This is a genomic window from Dyella sp. 2YAF14 (assembly GCF_052114725.1).
GTDB lineage: Bacteria > Pseudomonadota > Gammaproteobacteria > Xanthomonadales > Rhodanobacteraceae > Dyella.
On sequence record NZ_JBFRFH010000021.1, the window covers coordinates 37,255 to 56,450 of the forward strand.

Sequence of the window (19,196 nt, forward strand, 5' to 3'; positions counted from 1 at the left end):
CTGATTAGGTAGAACTACGGAGGCATGATCCGGGCGGCTTGTCTCAAACTGGTGCAAGCACCACTCGTTTGATGACGAGGATTGAGGCCATGAAAGCGCTCCTGCTGTCGACCGCGATGGTGACCAGTCTGGCTCTTGCGTCGGCAGCGACGTGGAGCACAGCTCTCGCAGCACAAGCGTCAAGCCCCAAGGATATCCAGCAACGCACGATTGCCCGGCGGGCGGCTGAGGCGGTGATCTGGGGCATGCCGGCAGTCAACTATCAGTTGATGCAGGATGCGTTCGAGAAGCTGCAGGGCGGTGCGAACCAGGTCGCCTATTGGTCGCGGCCGGTCAACTGGAAAGACCAGACGCTCACGCCCAATCCCGACACTATTTATTTCATGCCGTTCTACGACACCAGGAACGGCCCTGTCGTGATGGAGATCCCTCCGGCCGAGGAGGGCGCGACCATTACGGGTAGCGTGGACGACAGTTGGCAAAACGCGCTGGAAGATGTGGGCCCGGCCGGTGTCGACAAAGGCAAAGGCGGCAAGTATCTGATCCTTCCGCCGGGGTACAAGGACAAGGTACCGGCGGGCTATATCCCGATGCCGTCCGACACCTATCGCGGTTTTGCCATCCTGCGCTCCAACCTCAAGAGCGGCAGCGACGCCGATATCGACAAGGCCGTGACGTACGGCAGGCGCGTCAAGTTCTATCCGCTGTCGACGGCCAACAAGGCTGGCGGCGCCGAGACCAGGTTCGTGGATGTGTACGACAAGCCGTTCGATGCCACCATCCCTTATGACAGTCGATTCTTCGAGGCATTGAATCGCTTCGTGCAGGCCGAGCCCTGGATCACACGCGACAAGGCGATGATCGACATGCTCAAGTCGCTGGGCATCGAGAAGGGCAAGTCGTTCAACCCTTCCACCGAGACCAGGCAGGCCTTCGATGCAGCTGCGCTGGAGGCGAAGGCGGCGATCGATCTGGGATACGAGCAGGCGTTCGTCCCGCCGTTCTTCGACAACACCCATTGGGCGTTGCCCGCCGCGCAGGACACGCTGGCAGGGATGATGACCACCTTCAGCAACCCCGATAGCTATCCGATCGATGGCCGCGCCGTGATTTACTCCATGGCGTATTTCAGCACCAAACATCTGGGCGCCGGGCAGTTCTATCTGCTGGCGATCAAGGATGCCCAGGGCAAACGCATGGAAGGCGGGAAACACTACCGCCTGCATGTGCCGGCCAAGGTGCCTGTCAAACTCTATTGGTCGGTGACGGCGTACGACGGCGAAACACACGCACTTATCCGCAATATGCGCTGGGGCAGCCGCGGTTCGAATACGCCGGGCCTGCAAACCAATGCCGATGGATCGGTCGATATCTATTTCGGCCCCAGGGCGCCGGGCGGGAAGGAGGCCAACTGGGTTCCTACCGATCCCGCGCGTCCCTTCGAATTGCTGTTTCGCTTCTACGGGCCGGAGAAGGCGTTCTTCGACAAGCTCTGGAAGTTGCCGGACGTCGAGCCTCAGGCGTAAGGGCCTGCGACACCGACGCAGACAAGAGCGGCGACCTGGACAGCACGGGTCAGCCCAGGACTTATTCGTCGCGGGTCGGCGCGACCTCGCGAGCATCTTCTTGCGTCCCGAGTCTCCTCGACAGCGAACGCCGCGCGATACAGCACAAGGGACGTGCCGAGTAATTTTACGTACACCACGTACGTAGTCTCTCGGATTGTCAGACCCCTCCAAATTCGCGACCGTGATGGCTGGCGCGCTGCCTCTGCGCCGGGGCGCCCAGCCTAGGCTGCGCCCATCACGGATCTCAGCTGCCAGCTTGCACGGCGGCCGCTTGATACAGCGAAGGATCGGATATGTCGGGAGTACTTCGAATGCACGATCTAGTCCGCGCCGGCGGGACGCCGGCACGCAGGACGCTTGCCTGTCGCTGGGCGGCACTCTGTCTGCTCGTCGCCATGGCTTGGACCAACGCCTGCATGGCCGCGCAGGATCCCTTGCCTTCGTGGAACGATGGCGCGACCAGGCAGCAGATCGAGAGCTTCGTCAAGAAAGTCACCACCGACGGTACGCCCGATTTCGTGGAGCCGGCCAAACGCATCGCGGTGTTCGACAACGACGGCACCTTGTGGGCGGAGCAACCGGCCTACTTTGAATTCTTCTTTGCGCTGGACCAGGTCAAGGCGTTGTCGCCCCAACACCCGGAATGGAAGACCACCGAGCCGTTCAAGTCCGCGCTCGCGGGCGACATGAAGGGTCTCGCGGCATCGGGTGAGAAGGGCATACTCGAACTGGTGGCGGCGACGCATTCGGGCATGACCACCGATGAGTTCGCGCGCAACGTGAACCAATGGGTGTCCACGGCCCGGCATCCGAAGACGCATAGGGTGTTCACCGAGATGGTGTACCAGCCGATGCTCGAGTTGCTGCACTACCTGCGCGACAACGGCTTCAAGACGTACATCGTGTCCGGCGGCGGGCAGGACTTCATGCGCGCATGGGTCCCTGCGGTGTACGGCATTCCGCCGGAACAGATCATCGGCAGCCAGGGCGAACTGAAGTACGAGATGCAGAACGGCAAGCCTGTGCTGATCAAGCTGCCCAAGGTGGCGCTGATCGACGACGGCCCCGGCAAACCTGTCGGCATCCAGCGCTCGCTCGGCGTCAAACCCATCTTCGCCTTCGGCAACTCCGACGGCGACCAGCAGATGCTCGAGTGGACGGCCTCGGGCGATGGTGCGCGCTTTGCGGGCCTGGTCCATCACACCGATGCGGCGCGCGAGTGGTCGTACGACCGCCAGTCGAAGATCGGCAAGCTCGACAAGGCATTGGATGAAGCCACGGCCAGGCACTGGACCGTGGTGGACATGAAGAACGATTGGAAAGTCATCTACCCCGCTGAAAAGCAGTAGCGCAAGAGACGGCGCAGGGCATTGGGCGCCGTTGCGGCATGAACGATGTGTCACCGTTGGCTGCCTTGCGCAGTCGTGAAGCACATGAGGAGGTTCCCATGTTTCGCCCGTGGCAGCGCAGCAGATTGTTGACATCGATCACCACGGTGGTCGCGACGGCATTGCTCGTCGTGGCTGCCGTGACCATTCAACCGCCCACGGCCAAGGCACAGCCGCCGGCACAGGACCAACAGCAGAATCAGTCGGACAACGGCAAGCCCAACATCCTGGTGATTTTCGGCGATGACGTAGGGCAGTCGAACATCAGCGCGTATTCGATGGGCCTGGTGGGCTATCGCACGCCCAACATCGACCGCATCGCCCGCGAAGGCATGATCTTCACCGACTATTACGCCGAGAACAGTTGTACGGCTGGCCGCTCGACCTTCCTCACCGGTCAGACGGTATTGCGGACGGGTCTATCGAAGGTCGGCATGCCCGGCGCCAAGGCCGGTCTGCAGGACCGCGATGTCACCATTGCTCAGGCGCTGAAGGGTCAAGGCTATGCCACGGCGCAGTTCGGCAAGAACCATCTGGGCGACCGCGATGAATTTCTGCCGACCAAGCATGGCTTCGACGAATACCTCGGCAACCTCTACCACCTCAATGCCGAAGAAGAGCCGGAGCGTCCGTACTGGCCATCGAATGATCCGAACTTCCTGAAGGTCTACAACCCGCGCGGTGTGATGCACACCTTCTCGGATGGCAAGATCCAGGATACCGGCCCGCTCACCGTCAAGCGCATGGAAACCATCGACGACGAGACGACGGGCGCGGCGATCGGCTACATCCAGAAGCAGGCTCAGGCCAAGCAACCGTTCTTCGTCTGGATGAACTTCACGCGCATGCACATCTTTACCCACGTGCGTCCGGAGTACATCGGCAAGGCCGGCCTGGGCAAGGGCCATGAGTACGCCGATGGCATGTGGGAGATGGACCAGAATGTCGGCAAGCTGCTCAAGACACTCGATGACGCCGGCATCACCAAGAACACCATCGTGGTCTTCACCACCGACAACGGTCCGAACTTCTTCACCTGGCCGGATGCCGCCAATACGCCGTTCCGCAGCGAGAAGGATTCGAACTGGGAAGGTGCCTTCCGCGTACCCGCCATGGTTCGCTGGCCGGGTCATATCCGTCCCAATACGGTGAGCAATGCGCTGATGTCTGGCCTGGACTGGTTCCCGACTCTTGTGGCGGCGGCCGGCGAAGGCGACATCGTGAACAAGTTGGCCAAGGGCCTGAGCATCGGTGGAAAGTCGTTCAAAGTGCATCTGGACGGCTACAACTTCCTGCCGTATCTGACAGGGCAGAACAACACCAGACCGCGCGATGAGTTCTTCTATTTCGACGACGATGCGGAGCTCGTCGCGGTGCGATGGGATCCACTGGAGCCCGGCGCCGTCACGCCGGATGCTTGGAAGGCCGTGTTCTGCGAACAGCGCGCACCTGGTGGCCTGCAGATCTGGATGGAGCCGTTCACCTGCCTGCGTTTGCCCAAGCTCTACAACCTGCGCATGGATCCGTACGAGCGTGCCGATATTGGTCCGACCACCGGTTACTACCGTTGGGAGACCGAGAACGCCTACGTCACGGTGGAAGCCAACCTGCGCGCCGCGCGTTTCCTGGCAACGTTCAAGGACTATCCGCCGAGCCAGTCGCCTGACTCGTTCACCATCGACAAGGCGGTCCAGCAGCTGAAGATGGAACTGCAGAAGCAGGGCAAGTAATGACTGGCGAGAGATGGCATCAACGCCACTTGTCCTAAGTCAAAGGCAGGCTGCCCGCATCCGTGCGGGCAGTCTGCGTTTTAGGTGACTTTGTCTTCGATGTGACGGTGCGCAAGGCGCGCTTGCCCGCGGTTACTTAAGTAGCTCTACGCAGCGCGCCTGGTCCGTATACTCAAATGACATACCGTCCCGCGCGAGATCCATGCCCGCCATGAAGCCGCCACGCGTTGGAAAACATGCCTTTGTGGCGCTGCCCGTCAACGTCGCCACAGCGCACTGGTCGGCCGCCTTGTTGTTCGGCTCGGGCGCCGCGTCGCTGGTCTATCAATTGCTGTGGATCAAGCAGCTCTCGCTGGTGGTGGGCGTGGAGGTCTATGCCGTCACCATTGCCGTGAGCGCCTTCTTCGCGGGACTGGCCATCGGTGGTGCGTGGTGGGGACGTACCGCCGACGGGCTCTCTCATCCCTTGCGTCTTTATGCGTGGCTTGAAGTGGCAGTCGGTGTGCTTGGGGTGGGGGCGACCCTGCTGCTGCCGCACAGTGCCGAGCTCTTTGCGCAGTGGGAGCAACGGGTCGGCTGGCTCGCCTGGCTGCTTCCCTTCGTGCTCGTGGGCGCACCTGCGGTGGCGATGGGAGGCACGCTGCCTGTGCTGGTACGCGCCAGCGCCAGCGACAGCGTGGCCGGCACGGGCGGGCGGCTCTACGCGGCGAACACCGCAGGGGCCATTACCGGCGTGCTGGCCGCGCCGTTTGTATTGCTTCCAGCGCTTGGCGTGCAAGGAACGGCGCTGGCTGCGGCCGCCGTCAACGCGATTGCTGCTGCCGTGGCGTGGATGCTGGATCGTCGTCATGCCTTCGTACCGCCGGACAGCAAGGAAGCGCCGGTGGCGTCCCGTCGTTCCGCGCGCCTCGCGCTAACGCTCTATGCCATCGCCGGCGGCATCGCGCTGGGTTACGAAGTGATCTGGTCGCAGACCGTCGTGCAGTTCATGACCACGCGCGCCTTCGCGTTCGCCATGATGCTGGCCGTCTATCTGTTCGGATTGATGCTGGGCAGTGCGATCCACGCGCGTTTCGCCGATCGCGTACGCAACGGATGGTTCGTCTTCGGCGCGCTTATCGCGCTGGCGGGTCTCGTGGCTTTGCTGCAGGTCAGCGTGCTGGGCGAGTGGTTGCCGGCGCTGCAGAGCCAGGCGGCCAATGTGATGACGAGCCTCACCGGCAGTCGCCTCGCTGCGATGTGCGCGCGATTTGTCGTGGCCGCCATCGTGGTCGTGCTGCTGCCGACGCTGCTCCTTGGCGCCGCGTTTCCGGCGGTGCTGCGGCTATACGCGCAACCGGGACGCAGTGGCCGAAGTGTGGGTTTCGCGGTGGCCGTGAACACATTGGGCGGCATTGCCGGCACCGCACTGACGGGCTTCGTGCTGGTGCCGACGTTTGGACTGGTGCGTTCACTGGCCTTGCTTGCCATCGCGGCGGCGGTGGTGGGCGTGACTGCAGTGTTTGCGGGTTCCACATCGCGCGATCGATCGCGCTGGATCGTGCTCGCCGTGGGCGCCTGCACGTTGGTGATCGCGATACTGACGCCGCCACAAAAGCTCGCCACGTTGTTGGCGCAGGTACGCGGGGGCGAGCTCACCTATTATCAGGAGAGCCGTGGCGGCACGGTGGCAGTACTGGCACAGGGGCAGGGCGACAGCCGCTTCCATCGACTCTATATCCAGGGCGTGTCCAATTCCGGCGATACGCTGCCTTCTCAGCGCTATATGCGTCTGCAGGCCTTACTGCCGCTGATCATCCATCGCGGTGAGCCGCATTCGGCGCTGGTGATTGGTTTCGGCACCGGTATCACGGCGGGCGCACTGTCGCAGTATCCCGGCCTCACCACGCGCGTTTGCGCCGAACTTCTGCCTGCGGTGGTCCATGCCGCAGCGCAGTTCAAGGGCAATTACCAGGCGGGCAGCGACCCGGGTCTCGATATCCGTCTGCGCGATGGGCGCCGCGAACTGCTGGCCAACCCGCAGACCTATGACGTGATCACGCTGGAGCCGCCGCCGCCTTCGGCCGCCGGCGTGGTGAATCTGTATTCGCGCGATTTCTATCAGCTGGCATCGCGGCGTCTCGCGCCGGGCGGCATCCTGGCGCAATGGTGGCCCATCGCCACGCAGAACGACGAGGATTCGCGCGCCATGGTACGCGCCTTCCTCGATGCCTTCCCGCACGCCACGCTGTGGACCACCGAGCTTCACGAAATGCTGCTGGTTGGGTCCAACGAGCCGATCGAACTGGATGCGGCACGCATCGCGCAGCGCTTCAACCAACCGTCTGTGGCCCAATCGCTCGGCGACGTCGGCGTGGCTACGCCCGCTGCGCTGCTGGCGACGTGGGTCACCGATCGGGCCGGGCTGGAGCGCTACGCCGGCGACACTACCGCGGTGACCGACGACCGTCCGAGCATCGAATACGGGGCATGGCTGCGGCGCAACGAAATCGTCCGCGTACTGCCGGAACTGGTGACGCTGCGCACCGCGCCGCCGCTGCACGGGGCCGACGACCAACTGATCGATGCCATGCACACGCAACGCGACGTGCTGTTCACTTTCTACGCGTCAGGGTTGGCTGCGTATCAGGGCGATCGCGACCATTGGTCAGAAGCCCTCGGTCTGGTCATGCAGGCGGACGGCCAGAACCCCTATTACCGCTGGATCGCTGGCGGCGGACCGTGATGCGGTGGGCGACGGAGAGCGAGTGGACATGAATGCGAAAGAGGCCGTTGCGACGCTGCAGGCGCAGATGGAGACCTCCATCATCGGGCAGCGCGAGCTGATCCGTCAGATGATCGTGGGGCTGCTGGCCAATGGTCATCTGCTGCTCGAAAGCCTGCCTGGCCTGGCCAAGACGCGTGCGGTGAAGAGCATGGCCAAGAACCTCGATACCCAGATGCGCCGCATCCAGTTCACGCCTGATCTGCTGCCTTCGGACATCACCGGTACCGAAGTGCTGCACCAGAAGGACGGCCAGAACGTATTCCAGTTTCAGCCGGGCCCGATCTTCGGCAACGTCATTCTTGCCGACGAGATCAACCGTGCGCCGGCCAAGGTGCAGGCCGCACTGCTCGAGGCGATGGAGGAGCGGCAGATCACCGTCGCCGGCACTACGCACAAGATGCCGGATCTGTTCATCGTGATGGCCACGCAAAACCCGATCGAGCAGGAAGGCACGTATCCATTGCCCGAGGCGCAGCTCGATCGCTTCCTGATGAAGGTGCTGGTCGACTATCCGGACAAGGACAGTGAGATCAGCGTGCTCGAACTGGTGCGCAGCGAGGAAGTGGGGGCATCCCATGGTGCGGGTGGGGGGCAGGATTCGCGTATCGCACCGGCCAGCGTGTTCGAAGCGCGTGGCGAGATCCATGCCATGCATGTGGCGCCGGCGATCGAGCAATACATCATGGCCCTGGTCGATGCCACGCGCCATCCTGCCAACTACGACAAGACCCTGGCCACCTGGATCCAGATCGGCTCCAGTCCACGCGGCGGCATTGCGCTGGAACGCACCTCGCGCGTCCATGCATGGCTGGAAGGGCGCGACCATGTCACGCCCGATGATGTGCGTGCGATGGTGCATCCCGTGCTGCGCCATCGCCTGATGCTTTCCTACGACGCCAGCGCCGAAGGCATCCATGCCGATCAGGTGATCGACAAGATTCTGGAGCTGGTGGCCGTGCCGGCCTGAGCGGGAGATCGGTGCGATGGCAGCGGTATCGGACAGCGACATTGGTACGGTCTACGTCACGCCTTCGTACCTGGCGCGGATGGAATTCGATGCGCGCCGCCTGCGAGCCACGCCGCACCGCCCGCATCACAGCATTCTTGCGGGAAGACATGCATCGCGCCTGCGCGGACGCGGCCTCAATTTCGAGGAGATCCGTGCCTACGTGCCGGGCGACGATCTTCGTCATCTGGACTGGAAGGCGTCCTCGCGCGTGGGTCATGCCCTGGTGCGCTCGTACACGGAGGAACGGGATCGACCCGCGCTGTTCGTGGTGGACCAGCGCATCTCGATGTTCTACGGCACGCGCCGCGCGATGAAATCGGTGGTGGCGGCGGAGTTGGCGGCACTGGGCGCGTGGATGTCGTTCCAGGCTGGCGACCGTGCCGGCGCGGTAGTGTTCGATGACAACCATATCCAAAGCATCCGCGCCCATCGCAGCCGATCGCGCCTGCTTGCGATGCTTGGCGCGTTGGCGCGCAGCAACCAGGCCTTGCGCGCGGATGATCCGGTGCGCATCAATCCCGGGCAACTGGATGCCGCGCTGCGTGCCGCACTGCATCTGGCGACGCACGATTACCTGGTCTTCATCGTCAGCGATTTCCTGGGGGCGGACGAAGAGACTCTGCAGCTGATCCGTGAGCTGGCCACGCACAACGACGTTGTCGCCGCCCTGGTGTTTGATCCATCCGCCCGCGCGATACCGGACCGGGGCAAGATCGTCGTCACCGAGGGCGAGCTGCAGGTGGAGCTGGATTTCGACCGCAAGACGGTTCGCGAGCCGCTGAGCGTCATGTTCGACCGGCGCCTGCAGGAAACCGTCGAACTGGTGCAGCGTTGCGGCGTGCCCATGCTGGCCATCGATACCGAACAGCCCACGCTCCTGCAGGTGGCGCGCATGCTTGGGCGCTTCGCCCTGCGCGGGAGGTAGGCGGTGCTATTGCTTCCCGACAAGCCGATGGCATCGATTGCGGATCTCAAGGATATTCCGGCGCCGCCGCCGGTGTCCTACGCACCGCAGACCGCCGGATGGTGGGTAGTCGGCGGCCTGATCGTGCTCGGCTTGCTGCTGTACGCGTTCTTTCGTTGGCGCAGGTGGCGGCGCAATCGCTATCGGCGCGAAGCGCAGGTCGAGCTGGACGCCATCGAGCGCGCGGCGAACGATGCGGCCACGCGCCATGAGGCACTGGCCGCGCTGCCCGTGCTGGTCAAGCGCACGGTGCTGTCGTGGGCGCCACGGCAAGAGGTGGCGCCGCTGACGGGCGAAGCGTGGCTACGTTATCTCGATCGGACCTATCCCCGCGGTGGATTCGTGCAAGGGCCGGGGCGTCAGCTCGATGCACTCGCTTACGGGCCGCGTGAGCTCGGCAAGGACGAACTCGCTGCCTTGATGGCACTGCTGCGCCACTGGATCGACGACCATGTGGCAGCTTGAGCACCCCTGGCTGCTGCTGGTGTTGCCTCTGCCGCTGCTGGTGTGGTGGCTGTTGCCGCCGTACGGCGAACGCACGCGCGCTGTGCGCGTGCCGTTCTTCGACGAATTGACCAAGGCTACAGGTCAAACGCCCGCGCGTGGTGCCGTCGTATTGCGTGGCAACTGGCTGCGCCGCGTGCTGGCGCCATTGTGCTGGGCGTTGGTCGTGCTGGCCCTGGCCGGACCGCAGCATCTGGAGCCGCCGATCGAACGCACTGAATCGGCGCGCGATCTGCTGCTGGCGATCGATCTGTCCGGTTCCATGGCCACGCCTGATTTCCTGGATCCACAAGGGCAGCGCATCGATCGCTTGAGCGCCGTGAAGGGCGTGGTCGATGATTTCATCGCCCATCGCACGACCGATCGCATCGGCCTGATCGTGTTCGGCACCAACGCGTTTCCGCAGGCGCCGTTGTCGCTCGACCATGTGGCCGTGCGCGAGTTGCTCGACGAGCTGCGCGTAGGCATGGCGGGCGAACAGACGGCCATTGGCGACGCCATCGGCGTGGCCGTGAAGATGACCGAACATTCCCAGCAACGCGAGCGCGTGCTGATCCTGCTGACGGATGGCAACGATACGGCGGGCCGCATTCCCGCGGACAAGGCTGCCGAGATCGCCAAGGCCGGCCATATCGTGATCCATACCATAGGCATCGGCGATCCGATGGCCAAGGGTGAAAACCGCGTCGACCTGGACGCACTCAAGCGCATTGCCAGCGCCACGGGCGGGCGCACCTTCCGCGGCGAAAACCGCGAACAGCTGGCCGGCATCTATGCACTGCTCGATCGCGTGACACCCAGCAAGGTGAAGCATTCGGTCTACCGGCCGAAGGTCAGGCTCTACTACGTTCCCCTGGGAGCTGCACTGCTGTTGATGATCGCCTATCACCTGGTGATGCTTGGCGTGTTGGCGCCGCTGGCACGCCGCCGCGACATGTCCCGGCTGTCGCCCGGTACGTCGGAGAGCTGAGATGGAACAGGGCTTTCATTTCATCCGACCGCTGTGGCTGCTGTTGCTGCCGGCAGGGCCGTTGCTGCTGTGGTGGTGGGGCCGTCGCAACGATCCGCTGCAACGCTGGAAAGGCATGATCGCGCCGCACCTGCTGGCGCATCTGGTGGTCGGCGACAGCGAGCGCTGGCGTCCCCGTCCCATTCACCTGGTCTGCGCTGTGCTCGTGCTGGGCAGCATTGCCTGCGCCGGCCCCACGTGGGAACTGGAATCGCCGCCGTTTGCGGAGGACCGCGCGCCGCTCGTCGTGGCGATGGATCTCTCCGCGGCGATGAACGCGATGGATGTCTCGCCCACGCGGCTGGAGCGCGCCAAGCAGAAGGTGCGCGACCTGATGGCCCTGCGCGTGGGCGGCCGCACCGGCCTGATCGTCTACACCAGTTCGGCACATATGGTGTTGCCGCCCACCGACGATGCGGCATTGATGGAAATGTTCCTTTCGGCGCTGAGCACCGACCTGCTGCCAGCCGGCAAGGGACTCAACGCAGGCGCCGCACTCGCGCTGGCCGACAAGCTGCTCAACGCGGAAAGCGATCCGGGCACCATCGTGTTCTTCACCAGCGGGTTCGACGATGCACAGATCCCGGCGTTCGTGGCGCATCGGCAGCACTCGCGACAGCAGGTGTTGATGCTGGCGGTGGGCACCACCGAGGGCGGTCCATTGCGCGGGGCCAATGGCCAGATCCAGACGGGATCGGATGGCACACCACTCAACGCCAAGCTTGATGACGGCGCGCTGCAGCGGCTCTCCGCGCAAGCGCATGTTCCACTGGCCAGCATCACCTCAGGTGGCGAAGACATGCAATGGGTGCAGCGCGAGGCCGTGCATCACCTGCAGATCGTCAAGGACAAATCGTCGGTGCACTGGAAGGAGTATGGCTACTTCCTGTGCTACCCGCTGGTGCTGATCGCGCTGTTCTGGTTCCGGCGCGGCTGGATGGTGCGCTGGGTGTTCGTGCTCGGCGTTGCCGGGCTGGCCATGCATCCATCATCCGCGATGGCGGCGGACTGGCATGTGGCCGACTGGTTCTTCACCCCCGATCAGCAAGGCCGCTGGTACTACGAGCATCGCGATTTTGAGAAGGCGGCCCAGCATTTCCAGGATCCCACCTGGAAGGGCTGGGCGTTGTACCAGCATGGCCGCTGGGACGATGCGCGCAAGATTTTCGAGACCTTGCCGGGTGCGGATGCGAAGTTCATGACTGGCAACAGCTATGCCCACCAGTTCGAATACGAGGAAGCCGAGGAAGCCTACGACGAAGCGCTGCGCCTGCGTCATCCCTTCCCGGACGCCGAAGCCAATCTGCGCCTGATGGTCACGCTGATGAAGCAGCGGGAGAGCGTGCCGGCCGAGGACGAGGACGACGAAAGTCGCCCCGACCAGGTCAAGCAGGACAAGGAGGGCGCCAAGGGAAAAGGCAAGATGCAGGTGACGGGCAAGCGTCCCTCGCAGCTGCCCGCCGATGTGTGGATGCGCAACCTGAGCGTGTCGCCTGCGGATTTCCTGCGCACCAAGTTCAGCATCGAAGAGGGCCAACCGGCACCCGCGCCCGCCAGCAGTGCGGCAGGCCCGCAGCCATGAAGTGGCTGATCGCATGCCTGCTGTATCTGAGCGTCGTGCTTGCTTATGCCGACGAGCCACAAGCACCACCCGCACCGCCGCCCGTGCGGGTACGCGTGCACCAGGAGCCGGTGGGCACCCTGATGCAGGGCGAGACGGCTCGCATCGTCGTGGATGTACTGACGTCGGATTTCTTCATCGACGCACCCGTGCTGCCGGAGCTGCACATCGACGGCGCCTATTTGTCGTTGTCGGCCGAAACCCCGGGGCATTTGGTCGAGACGGTGGACGGTCAGTCGTGGTCCGGCGTTTCACGCACGTATCTGATCACGCCCCTGATGTCGGGGCCGATCGACATTCCGTCGTTCGAGATCACCGCCCATCTCGGCGCTCAACGCACGCCAGTTGCCGTGCAGACCCAGCCCCTGTCGCTGGAGGTGAGGGCGCTGGTGCTGCCAGCCGGCGTCACCGAGGCACTCATCGCCCGCTCGCTCAAGATCACCCAGACCATCACGCCGGAGGACGGCGGGCTGCATGTCGGCGACACACTGACGCGTCGCATCGAGATATCCGCCGAAGGCGCGCCGGCGATGATGTTGCCGCCCAGCACGTTCGCGCCGGTGGACGGGTTGACCTTGTATCCGGCCTCGCCGGTGGTGCGCGATGCGGTGGATAACCACGGCGGTTTCGTCGGTGGCACCCGCGTGGACACGGCCAGCTACGTGATCGATCACCGTGGTCGCTACACCTTGCCGCCGATCAGCGTGCGCTGGATGGACAGCCGCACGCACGAATGGCGCGAGAGCACCGTGCCAGCTGTGCATTTCCATGCATGGTGGGGAGCGGCGAACAAGCCGCGATTTGCGTTACCGCAGCGTGGTTTCATGCCACGGCTGATCGGCTGGTTCTCCAGCGATGCAGGACTGGCCGTGTTGACGCTTGCCGTGCTGGCGGGGCTTGGCTGGTATTTCCGTGCATGGTGCGCGAGGCAATGGCAGCGGTGGAAAGATTGGCGATACCGCTGGCGCCATCGTGAAGCCGTCGCCTTCCGCGCCGTTCGCCGTCGGCGCGGCGAAGCTTCAGCGGTCGCGCTGTCGCAAGCCATCGACGCGTGGGTGCGACGGGCCGCGGACGATGGCGCACCCGCCAGCATCGACGCCTGGGTGTCGCGCCATGGCGATGCCGCGCTGCGCGATCAGTGGAACGCGCTGCAGGATTCGCTGTATGGCGGCAACGGCTCGCCATGGTCCGCCAACGCACTGGTCGATGGGCTTGCCGCCGCAAGGCGCCAGTGGAAGCGCAGTCGCTGGCGCTGGCGACAACAGTCGGCGTTGCCGCCGCTCAATCCCGCCGCGTGAAGCGCGGCGCGCATTCACGGCGTCATCGCAGATACCCGTTACCATGCCCGCGCGGCTGTTGAAACACAGCGCCACGGGAAGCGGCGCATACACTCGTACAGGCTTGGGGAGAGGGCATGGGGCGTTCCAGGAAGAGCCACGGCAAGCGCTCTGGCAAGAGCGCGTCCGCGCGTCCCGCCGCACCCGCAAGCGCGCCCCCGTCGACCGAAGAGCGTCGCGGGCTCTGGTGGCTTCCGCTCGGCGTGGCCTTGCTGGTGCTGGTGGTGCTGGGCATCTGGTGGCTGCGCGTGCCGGCACCTGGTGTGGCCACCACGCCCGTGGCCTCCGTCGCCTCGGCGCCAACACCACCTGCCGCCGCGTTGCCGCCGGCGCACTATGTGGGCACGCAAGCGTGTGCTTCATGCCATGCGAAAGAGACCCAGGCCTGGCAGTCATCGCATCACGCGCTGGCCATGCAGGTGGCCAATGAGCAGACCGTCGAAGGTCATTTCGAAGGTGCGCTGAAGCAAGACGGCGCCGTCGCCAGTTTTTCCAAGCGAGGCAGCTCGTATACCGTCAAGACGGACGGTCCCGACGGCAAGCCCGGCGAGTTCGAAGTGAAGTACACCTTCGGCGTCTATCCATTGCAGCAGTATCTCGTCGCGTTTCCCGATGGCCGTCTGCAGGCGCTGCGCGCGTCATGGGACGCGCGCCCGGCAGCCGAAGGCGGGCAGCGCTGGTTCAATCTGTATCCCGGCGAGCATATCGACGCGCACGACACGCTGCACTGGACGCGCCTGAACCAGAACTGGAACTACATGTGCGCCGACTGCCATTCCACCCATGTGCAGCGCAACTACGACCTGGCGAGCAACACCTTCAAGACGAGCTGGAACGAGATCAACGTCGCCTGCGAAGCCTGCCATGGTCCAGGTTCGCGTCATATGGAATGGTCGAAGGCGGGGCAGGCGGCGCAGCATGCCGATCCATCGATGGGCCTGGCCATCGCGCTCGACGAGCGCAAAGGCGTGCGCTGGATTCCCAACCCGGCCAGCGGCAACCCCGCACGCAGCGCACCGCTGGCGACGCATCGCGAGGTGGAAACCTGCGCGGTCTGCCATTCGCGCCGCAGCATCATTGCCAAGGACACCGCGCCCACCGGTCGGCTGATGGATACGCACGACCCCGTGCTGCTGGCCGAAGGCCGCTATCACGCCGACGGTCAGCAATTGGATGAGGTGTATGTGTATGCCTCTTTCATGCAAAGCCGCATGTACGCCAAGGGTGTGACCTGCAGCGACTGCCACGATCCGCATACCGGCAGGACGCGCGCGCAGGGCAATGCCTTGTGCGAGAGCTGTCATACCCCCGCGGTATACGACACCGCGGCACACCACATGCACAAGGATGGCAGCGCAGGTTCGCAGTGCGTGGCCTGCCATATGCCCTCGAAGAATTACATGGTGATCAATGCACGTCCGGATCATTCCATCCGCGTGCCGCGCCCCGATCTCACCGTGCAGTACGGCGTGCCCAACGCTTGCGCCAACTGCCACGCCGACAAGGGCGCGCCGTGGGCTGCCGATGCGATCGCCAAGGCGCATGGTCCCGAGCGCAAGGGCTACCAGCATTTCGTCGAGGCATTGGATGCCGCGCGTCGTGGCAAACCGGGTGCGTCATCCCTGCTGACCACACTGGCGGCCGATGCCAGCTCGCCAGTCATTGCACGCGCCACGGCGGTCAACGAGCTCCGTCGTTACGCCAGCCCCGATGCGTTGCCCGCGATCCAGTCCGCACTGGCCGATGCAGATCCGCTCATGCGCGCCGCCGCACTCGATGCTTTGCTCGCCTTCCCGACACAGGTACGCGGACCACTGGCGGCGCCGCTGGCCGACGATGCAGTACTCGATGTGCGCGTGAAAGCGGGCCGCGTGCTGGCCGGCGTGCCCGATTCGCAGCTCGACGTCACGCAGCGCAGCGCGCGCGATCGTGCCTTCACCGCGTATCAGCAGGCGCAGGCGGCGATTGCCGATCGTCCGGAGTCCCATTACAACCTTGGCGTGGTCTATGTTGAGCGCGGCGACACGGCGGCAGCGGAACAGGCGTTTCGTCAGGCCCTCAAGCTGCAGCCGGACTTTGTGCCGGCCTATGTGAATCTCGCCGACATGTATCGAAACGGCGGTCATGAGGCACAGGCGGAGGGCGTCATCGACGAGGGTTTGCATGCGGTTCCTGGCAACGCCAACCTCCTGCACGCCAAGGGCTTGTCGTTGATCCGGCAGAACGAGACGAAAGAAGCCATGCCATGGCTCGAGCGTGCCCACCGCGCCGAACTGGACAATGCGCGGTTCGCTTACGTCTATGGCGTGGCGTTGAATTCCGCAGGCAAGAACGAGCAGGCGCGCACGCTATGGGAAGCAAGCCTACGCGCGTCACCCTACGATGCGTCGCTGCTGTTTGCGCTGGCCGGTGCGGAGCGAGATGCGGGCCATGCGGACAAGGCCCGCGAGTACGCCGAGCGCCTGGTGGCCGTGGCCCCGCGTTCGCGCGAAGCGCACGAACTGCTGCAAAGCCTGGGCGGTGACAACACGCCCGTCTTCCATTGATCGGGCCAGCTGCCACCTGGCGCGCACTATCGCGCCAGGGTCGGTGGAACCGCCTTATCGCTTGTCCAGCGAGTACCTCCCGGGGCCGGCAATCACCAGCAACAACAGTCCGCCGGCGATGCTCACGTTCTTGTAGAAATTGATCATCGTGCCGACGCGCTCGGGATCGACCATATGCCAGAACTGATGGCCGATCACCGCGGCAGCCAAGGTATAAAGGCCCAACAGCAAGGCCAGCGGCCGCGTGTAGAAGCCCACCACGATGGCCAGTCCCACGACGAACTCCATGATCACCGCGATGCCGGCCGTGGCCGCTGGCATCGGGACGCCAACGGAACCCATATAAGCGACGGTCGCGGAAAAGCCCTCGATCTTGTTCCATCCGAAGATAACAAACAGAACCATCAGCAGAAGGCGGGCAAGCAGAAGCATGCCGTCCCTGCTGTCTGCCAGTAACGTATATCGCATGGTCGTTCTCCCATGACTCTACGCAAGGCATGCGGGTAAGAGGCCCGCGTGGATCGCACCAATGCGCGGTGCGGTCGAGCACACTATAAGCCTGCACGCGTGCAATGGCGTAGCCGGCGTTCTCAGTTCAGGCGTCTTCGGGGATATCGCTCTTATAGCGATCGGCCGCCACGTCGCGCGACAGCTCCGGAGCCATTCGGCGGCGCGCCTCGTCGTAGCGGTTCCATGCTTCGATGTCGGGCAGCGAAGGAATCGTCACCACTTCGCCCTGGTCATAACCAGAAAGCGCGGCGTCCACCATTTCGTCGACTTCCATGATCATGTGCGCGGGGATGGCATCGAGGCCCGCCTGGGTCCAGATCTCAGTGCGCGTCACGCCGGGCAATACGCACTGCACGCGGATGCCGCGCTCGGCCACCTCCTTGTGCAGCGCGAGGGTGTAAGTCAGCACATAGCTCTTGCTCGCCGCATAGGCGCCACCAAACAGCTCGGGCGCAATGGCCAGCGCCGATGCGATATTGATGATGCTGCCGTGGCCGCGCGTCACCAGCCGCGGGAGCAGGGCGGCAACCAGCCGCGAGGGCGCGGTGACGTTGAGCTCGATCATGGCCTGCACGTCGTCGGGCGAGGTCTGCGCGAGTACCGATCCGCCGCTGCGGCCTGCGTTGTTCACCAGGATGCCGATGGCCGCATCATCGCGCAGGCGCTGTTCGACTTTGGCGAGTTCGGATTGCGAGGTCAGGTCGGCCGCAAAAACGTCCACTTTCACGTGATATTCACGGGAAAGTCGCGTTGCGAGTGCTTCCAGACGCTCCACTCGGCGCGCCACCAGCACCAGCGGGTGGCCGCGCTGGGCGAAACGGTCGGCATACGTGGCGCCAATGCCGGTGGAGGCGCCGGTGATAAGGACGGTGTCGAGCGGTTCGGCAACGGACATGAGCGATGACTCCGCAAGTATGGATGGCCAGATCGCGTGACTCGCCGCGATGCATGCCGGCAAGCTTGCTCCCCGTCGACGGCGCTGTCACGCCCCGCGGGGTTCGCACGAGCCGTAAAAGTACCTAGCACTCTTGGGTGGTTTTACGCTCGTGGGCCGCGACGTCCTGACCGAACATGATCGGGCGAGGGGACGCCCATCACGCCGACGTGAAACACCGTCACGCGGGCCCTCCAGGAAACTGGCCGGCGCCTGGCGTCCGCCTTCCAACGCACCAACCGCCAAACGGCGATCGACACCCAAAGGAGACAAGCTCATGAAGACATTCCAGCATTCCACGGCATGTGTGCTGGCCGCGGCGATGGCGATGTCCGCGCCCATGTTTGCGACGGCACAACAGGCTGCCTCCGAGTCTGCGGTCAATTCAACGGTGCACGAGCTGGGTCGCGAGGACAAGACGATCACGGCAACCGTCGTATCCGTCGATCAGGAAAAGCGCCTGGTCACCTTGAAGGGTCCCAAGGGCAAGGAAGTCACGGTGCAGGCTGGCCCCGATGTGCAGAACCTCGACAAGCTCAAGGCCGGCGATCAGGTGACAGCGCACTATCAGGCCGCGGTGGCTTTGCAGGTGATGTCCGCAGACAGCGCCCAGCCAGGCGTGGATTATTCTGCAGGCCAGTCTTCCGCACCCAAGGGCAGCGAGCCGGGCGCCAAGGCAAGTCAGAGCGTCACGGTGACGAGCAGGCTGACTGCGGTAGACCTCAAGCACCACACCATCACCGTGGCCGGTCCGGACGGCAAGAGCCGCACGATCGAGGTGAAGGATCCGGAGCGCCAGGCGCAACTGAACAAGCTGAAAGTAGGCGATATGATGGTCGTCACTTATGTCGAGGCGTTGGCGTTGACGGTGACGCCGAAGGGGAAGGCGGCGAAGTAAGGTGGGGCTTGAGGGGGCCGCGTGGCGGCCCTTTCTTGCTTGGTATCGTTATGCGGCTGGTGTTGATCTTGATGCTGGGCGCAGATTTGGTTTTTGCTTGGTGTCTCGGTGGGCGAGGTTGTTTTTTTGCGCGACATCCCGGCGGAGGCCGGACCTTGGCTTGTCATTCCGGCGCAGGCCGGAAGGGCTTTTCAAGCGCCGCATGGCTGGTCATCCAGAGCCCCGGTGCTTAGTTGTTGCGTTGACGCCAGGGTGCCGCCTGCGCGGCGGGCGTTTCGATCGGCTGCCGCCGCTCGAGTCACTTTTCTTTTGCTGGCCCAAAAGATCCCACGGGACTAGCTTCGCGTCGAAAGTAACCCAAAGAAAATGGCCTGATAACGCCCGCAGCATCGTGCTGGGATAAGCCCGAAC

14 protein-coding genes are annotated in these 19,196 nt (G+C 64.1%); 12 read left to right on the forward strand and 2 right to left on the reverse strand.

The window, feature by feature from the left end:
• The first annotated feature begins 89 nt into the window (after positions 1–89).
• The 11 genes from AB4Y82_RS19580 (at position 90) to AB4Y82_RS19630 (ending at position 16,443) form a co-directional block, all read left to right on the forward strand.
• Complete coding sequence (locus AB4Y82_RS19580; RefSeq protein WP_441605270.1) at positions 90–1,526, forward strand: DUF1254 domain-containing protein; 1,437 nt, start codon at positions 90–92, stop codon at positions 1,524–1,526.
• A 353-nt stretch (positions 1,527–1,879) separates the two neighbouring features.
• Positions 1,880–2,917, forward strand: coding sequence for an HAD family hydrolase (locus tag AB4Y82_RS19585; protein ID WP_441605271.1), 1,038 nt, complete (start codon positions 1,880–1,882; stop codon positions 2,915–2,917).
• 98 nt (positions 2,918–3,015) lie between these two features.
• The gene (locus AB4Y82_RS19590) at positions 3,016–4,686 is read left to right on the forward strand and encodes an arylsulfatase (protein WP_441605272.1); all 1,671 of its coding nucleotides are present in this window, start codon (positions 3,016–3,018) and stop codon (positions 4,684–4,686) included.
• A gap of 202 nt (positions 4,687–4,888) precedes the next feature.
• Positions 4,889–7,411: a fused MFS/spermidine synthase gene (locus AB4Y82_RS19595; RefSeq protein ID WP_441611583.1), complete on the forward strand. Its 2,523-nt coding sequence runs from the start codon at positions 4,889–4,891 to the stop codon at positions 7,409–7,411.
• A gap of 28 nt (positions 7,412–7,439) precedes the next feature.
• Positions 7,440–8,420, forward strand: a complete 981-nt coding sequence (locus AB4Y82_RS19600; protein WP_441605274.1) for an AAA family ATPase — start codon at positions 7,440–7,442, stop codon at positions 8,418–8,420.
• A 16-nt stretch (positions 8,421–8,436) separates the two neighbouring features.
• Entirely contained in the window at positions 8,437–9,387 is a 951-nt protein-coding gene (locus tag AB4Y82_RS19605) for a DUF58 domain-containing protein (protein ID WP_441605275.1), read from the forward strand.
• A 3-nt stretch (positions 9,388–9,390) separates the two neighbouring features.
• The gene (locus tag AB4Y82_RS19610) at positions 9,391–9,891 is read left to right on the forward strand and encodes a DUF4381 domain-containing protein (protein ID WP_441605276.1); all 501 of its coding nucleotides are present in this window, start codon (positions 9,391–9,393) and stop codon (positions 9,889–9,891) included.
• Positions 9,878–10,900 (forward strand): vWA domain-containing protein, encoded by a 1,023-nt coding sequence (locus tag AB4Y82_RS19615; RefSeq protein ID WP_441605277.1) that lies wholly within the window; start codon positions 9,878–9,880, stop codon positions 10,898–10,900. The genes AB4Y82_RS19610 and AB4Y82_RS19615 overlap by 14 nt, the downstream gene beginning before the upstream one ends.
• A 1-nt stretch (position 10,901) precedes the next feature.
• The gene (locus AB4Y82_RS19620) at positions 10,902–12,521 is read left to right on the forward strand and encodes a VWA domain-containing protein (protein WP_441605278.1); all 1,620 of its coding nucleotides are present in this window, start codon (positions 10,902–10,904) and stop codon (positions 12,519–12,521) included.
• Positions 12,518–13,858: a BatD family protein gene (locus AB4Y82_RS19625; RefSeq protein ID WP_441605279.1), complete on the forward strand. Its 1,341-nt coding sequence runs from the start codon at positions 12,518–12,520 to the stop codon at positions 13,856–13,858. The genes AB4Y82_RS19620 and AB4Y82_RS19625 overlap by 4 nt, the downstream gene beginning before the upstream one ends.
• 116 nt (positions 13,859–13,974) lie before the next feature.
• Positions 13,975–16,443: a tetratricopeptide repeat protein gene (locus AB4Y82_RS19630; protein ID WP_441605280.1), complete on the forward strand. Its 2,469-nt coding sequence runs from the start codon at positions 13,975–13,977 to the stop codon at positions 16,441–16,443.
• 54 nt (positions 16,444–16,497) lie between these two features.
• On the opposite strand, the gene AB4Y82_RS19635 is transcribed toward AB4Y82_RS19630, so the two are convergent.
• Together AB4Y82_RS19635 and AB4Y82_RS19640 are read right to left on the reverse strand one after the other, a co-directional pair.
• The gene (locus tag AB4Y82_RS19635; RefSeq protein WP_441605281.1) at positions 16,498–16,875 is read right to left on the reverse strand and encodes a DoxX family protein; all 378 of its coding nucleotides are present in this window, start codon (positions 16,873–16,875) and stop codon (positions 16,498–16,500) included.
• A gap of 163 nt (positions 16,876–17,038) precedes the next feature.
• Positions 17,039–17,848: an SDR family NAD(P)-dependent oxidoreductase gene (locus tag AB4Y82_RS19640; RefSeq protein WP_441605282.1), complete on the reverse strand. Its 810-nt coding sequence runs from the start codon at positions 17,846–17,848 to the stop codon at positions 17,039–17,041.
• 316 nt (positions 17,849–18,164) lie between these two features.
• Between AB4Y82_RS19640 and AB4Y82_RS19645 the strand changes: the two genes are divergently transcribed.
• On the forward strand, positions 18,165–18,785 hold the full coding sequence (locus AB4Y82_RS19645; protein WP_441605283.1) for a hypothetical protein: 621 nt from the start codon (positions 18,165–18,167) through the stop codon (positions 18,783–18,785).
• Positions 18,786–19,196 lie beyond the last annotated feature (411 nt).